Origin of the sequence: Pinirhizobacter sp. (genome assembly GCF_035317885.1) — a bacterium.
Taxonomy (GTDB): Bacteria; Pseudomonadota; Gammaproteobacteria; order Xanthomonadales; family Rhodanobacteraceae; genus Pinirhizobacter.
Map to the genome: position 1 here is coordinate 1 of NZ_DATHFX010000164.1, position 4,347 is coordinate 4,347.

A 4,347-nucleotide genomic window follows, 5' to 3' on the forward strand; every position below is an offset into this window, starting at 1 on the left:
CGACACGCGCGGCCTGTTCCGCTGGCAGCACAGCGGCGACTGGTACTTCAATGAACTGAACGCCACCTACGAGAACTCGTCGAATAACCCGACCCCGCTGAATTTCGGTAACGGCGCGGTCTACACCTATCAACCATCCAATGACGGCACTATCCTCGGCACCGGCGCCGCCGGCCCGCTGGCCACGCAGATCAAGGGCCAGGAAGGTCCGTCGCTGTCTGACGACTTCACCTTCAACGACCTGTCCTGGCATGGTGACCACACCATCAAGGTGGGCTGGAAATACAAGGAAGTGACGCTGCACGCGCAAGACGCCGGCGACGTGAACCCGCTGTTCTACTACGACGTGGACACCACCGGCACCTACCCTCTGCCGTACAAGGTGCAGTTCTCCAACCCGGTGGCGGGCCTTGACCCGGTCTCGGAGACCAAGAGCAAGCAGTACGGCGGCTACATCCAGGACGACTGGGCCGTAACCGACAAGCTGACGCTGAACCTCGGCGTGCGCTGGGATTATGAGAAAACGCCGTCGTACCTGGACCACGTCACGCCTGACAATGTGATCGCCGCCTTCAACATGCCCGATCCGGCCGCGCAGACGCAGTTCCCGGGCCAGACCTACGCGCAGACGCTCGCCAAGGGCGGCGTGAACATTAACGACTACATCAGCAATGGCAACAACCGCCACGCCTACAACAAGGAATGGCAGCCGCGCCTGGGCATGTCGTATGACCTGTTCGGCGACGAAGCCCATGTGATCCATGCTGGTGCTGGCCGCTCCTACGATCGCAACCTGTATGACTACCTGCAGCTGGAACAGACCAAGTCGGCCATTCCCATCCAGGAAGTGTTCTTCAACGTGGCCGAGCGCCCGTGCAGCACGACGGCCGCCAACTGCCTGAACTGGAACCCGGCCTATCTCAACGGCCTGCCGAACCTGCAATCACAGTTCGCTTCGAGCAACGCCGGCCAGGAAATCGACGTCCTCAACAACAAGCTGAAAGCGCCGTACTCCGACCAGTACTCGTTGGGCATGAGCAACCAGCTGGGCGATTGGCAGACCGACGCCACCGTCACCCGCGTGCTGAGCTACGACGGTTTTGCCTTCACCCTGGGTAACCGCTACCCCGATGGCTCGTTCTTCCAGGGCGGTAGCCAGCCATGGAACAACGGCGTGCCGGGTTTCGGCAGCCTGATCATCGGCAACAACGGCATCCGCACCCGCACCACCCAGCTGCTGCTGTCGGCCAGCAAGCCGTATACCAAGGAATCGGGTTGGAGTACGACGTTCGCCTATACCTACACGCGTGCGTACCAGAACCGGGACATCAACGAGCATTACTCGTTTGACGAAGAGACGATCGGCCAATACCCGTTCATCTTGTCCAATGCGGCGCCCAAGCACCGTCTCGTCACCACCGGTTCGCTCGACGGTCCGTGGGGCTTCAGTTTCTCGGCCAAGCTCACCCTGGCCACGCCCACGCCGTACAACGCGGTCGCAAACTACGGTGCGATCGGGCCGAACGGCGAAGCGGCCATCCCCATGACCTTCATCCCGCGTGGCGGCAGTAAATTCCTGGTGGGAGGCAATATCTGGGGTTACCGCGACATCGACCTGCAGGCCACCAAGGACTTCAAGATCTGGGGTGATGTCTCGGCCTATATGCGCTTTGACATCCTGAACGTCTTCAACTGGAAGAACTTCGACGATGGCGCGGTACTCACCAACTACGGCAACAGCGGGACGCTGCCCCAGAATCCGGTGGCGTACGACAAGCATGGCAACATCACCTTCGTGCCACGCACGGCAAGGTTCACCGTGGGCGTGAAGTTCTAAACGCCGGCGACAACCGCTTCAAGGACGGGGCCCGCCATCGCGCGGGCCTTGTCTTAAGTGGCACCATGTAACCGATCCTCCCGAAGGACTTCATGCCATGACTGATCCGGCCATCAGGAACATCGTCATCGTCGGCGGCGGTACGGCCGGCTGGATGGCGGCGTCCGCGCTTTCCCGCACACTGGGCAAGAGCGTATCGATCCGCCTGATCGAATCGGACGAGATAGGCATCATCGGGGTAGGCGAGGCCACCGTCCCGCACCTGAAGCTTTTCAATAACCTGTTGGGCATCAACGAGGCGGACTTCGTCCGCAAGACGTTCGGCAGTTTCAAGCTTGGCATCCAGTTCGTCGACTGGCTGCGTATGGGCGAAAGCTATATTCATGGATTCGGCAGCATGGGCCACGAGGTCGGCCTGATGCCTTTCCACCAGTACTGGATCAAGGCCATGCACAAGGGCATGGCGAAGAAGAATCTGGGGCCCTACTCGGTGAACTCCGTGGCGGCGCTGAAGAACCGTTTCATGGCCCCGGGGCTTGATGTACCGGCCAACTCGCCCCTCGGAAGCGTGGCGTACGCCTATCACTTCGACGCCGGCCTATACGCAAAATACCTGCGCAACTACGCCGAGCTCCTGGGCGTCAAGCGTACGGAGGGCAAGATCCTCGGCGTCGAATTGAACCCGCTCTCGGGTTTCGTCGACGCGGTGAAGCTTGAAAGCGGTGAGCGCGTGGAAGGCGAACTCTTCATCGATTGCTCGGGTTTCCGCGGCCTGTTGATCGAACAGGCACTAAAAACAGGCTACGACGAGTACACCCAATGGCTCCCCTGCGATCGCGCGATGGCGGTGCCGTGCGCGAATGTCGGCGAGCCCACGCCCTATACGCGCGCCACCGCGCGCGAAGCCGGCTGGCAGTGGCGCATTCCGCTGCAGCACCGCACGGGCAATGGCTATGTATATTCCAGCAAGCATCTCTCCGAAGACGAGGCCGCGGCGAAACTGCTCTCGCGCCTGGATGGCGAGGCCCTGGCCGATCCACGCCCGCTGCGCTTCGTTACCGGCTTGCGCAAGAAGCCCTGGAACAAGAACGTGGTGGCGATCGGCCTGGCCAGCGGCTTCATGGAACCCTTGGAATCCACCAGCATCTTCATGATCCAGTCGGGCATCACGCGGCTGTTGAAACTCTTCCCGGAGCGGGATTTCTCGCGGGTATTGATCGACCGCTATAACGATCAGGTGACGTTCGAATCCGAACGCATCCGCGATTTCCTGATCCTGCACTACAAGGCCACCGAGCGCACCGACACCGAGTTCTGGAACCAGTGCCGCACGATGGATATCCCGCAAAGCCTCAAGGACAATATCGACCTCTTCGCCGACAGTGGCCGCTTCTTCCGCAACGCCGAGGAAATGTTCGCCGATGTCAGCTGGGTGCAGGTGATGGTGGGGCAGGGCATCGTGCCGCGCACGCATCATCCACTGGTGGACCAGATGCCCGACAGCGACCTTGCCGGCTTCATGGCCAGCATCGAGAACGTGGTGGGACAGTGCGCCGATGCGATGCCCCTGCATTCACAATTCATCGCCCAGCATTGCCGTGCCGAGAAAGTGGCTTGAGCCGTGGCAGCCGAGCCGGCAGGTGCGATGATTCTTTGCAGTTCAGCCGGAAACGAGCTGACGCGTGCTGGTCCAGCGGAAGGACTCGGCGGCCTCGGGCGAGCACGTCATCGGCGTGCTCACCGACGTTTCGCTAACTGTTGCTTTCAAGGAAGCCTTGCCAAGCTCGCCGACAATATGGTCGGCAACGGATCTTTCGATGCCCGCGGCGACGGTTCCGCCGCCGTTTGCCTGGAGGAACGTGGCGATTTCCGCGCTGCGCTGCAACGGCATCTTGCCAATGACGCGTAGCGCCTTGGTGAGCACGGCGTGGTCGGCGGGAACGTCTTTGACGTCTACTTGGTACAAGGCGGGCATTTCATTCTCCCCGGGTTATGTTGGCCGGTGGCCGAAGGATATCGCTGGCAAACTTTACGCGGTAGACCCGCGATAATTTCTAGAACGTTGTTCCCGCCAACACAGTCTCGGGCTATATTGCACAGCTTGATGTAAACGTTTTCAGGGCGGCGCGTTGCCTGGTCGGGCGCGGTGCGCGCGTGTCACCGGCTGATCAGGAAGGTTACCCATGGGTCTGAAGTATTCGTGCCTTGCAATCTTGGCCGCGACCATGCTGGTTTGCGCCACGGCTACTGGCCAGGCGGCCGCTCATTCCCAGCGCTCGCATGTATCCCACAAGGCTGAAAAGACAAGGCTTGCCCAGGTGAACAAAGTGCCCGCCAGCATCGACGACCTGGAGCGCCGCACCTTCGCCTGGTTCTGGGACGCGGCCGATCCGAAGACGGGCCTGGTGCCCGATCATTTCCCCGGTGAATCCTTTGCCTCCATCGCCTCGGTGGGTTTCGGCCTGACCGCCTACGGCGTGGGCGCCGAGCGCGGGTACATTACCCGCGAG

General features: G+C 61.2%; 3 protein-coding genes and 1 pseudogene. 3 read left to right on the top strand and 1 reads right to left on the bottom strand.

What is annotated here, in order from left to right:
* Together VK519_RS04990 and VK519_RS04995 are read left to right on the top strand one after the other, a co-directional pair.
* A partial coding sequence (locus VK519_RS04990; RefSeq protein ID WP_324348032.1) for a TonB-dependent receptor domain-containing protein occupies positions 1-1,837 on the top strand: 1,837 nt, incomplete at its 5' end.
* Between the two features lie 97 nt (positions 1,838-1,934).
* Entirely contained in the window at positions 1,935-3,455 is a 1,521-nt protein-coding gene (locus VK519_RS04995; protein WP_324348033.1) for a tryptophan halogenase family protein, read from the top strand.
* A gap of 42 nt (positions 3,456-3,497) precedes the next feature.
* On the opposite strand, the gene VK519_RS05000 is transcribed toward VK519_RS04995, so the two are convergent.
* The gene (locus tag VK519_RS05000; RefSeq protein ID WP_324348034.1) at positions 3,498-3,812 is read right to left on the bottom strand and encodes a hypothetical protein; all 315 of its coding nucleotides are present in this window, start codon (positions 3,810-3,812) and stop codon (positions 3,498-3,500) included.
* Between the two features lie 343 nt (positions 3,813-4,155).
* Between VK519_RS05000 and VK519_RS05005 the strand changes: the two are divergent.
* A pseudogene (locus VK519_RS05005) lies at positions 4,156-4,347 on the top strand (glucoamylase family protein); the annotation flags it as partial.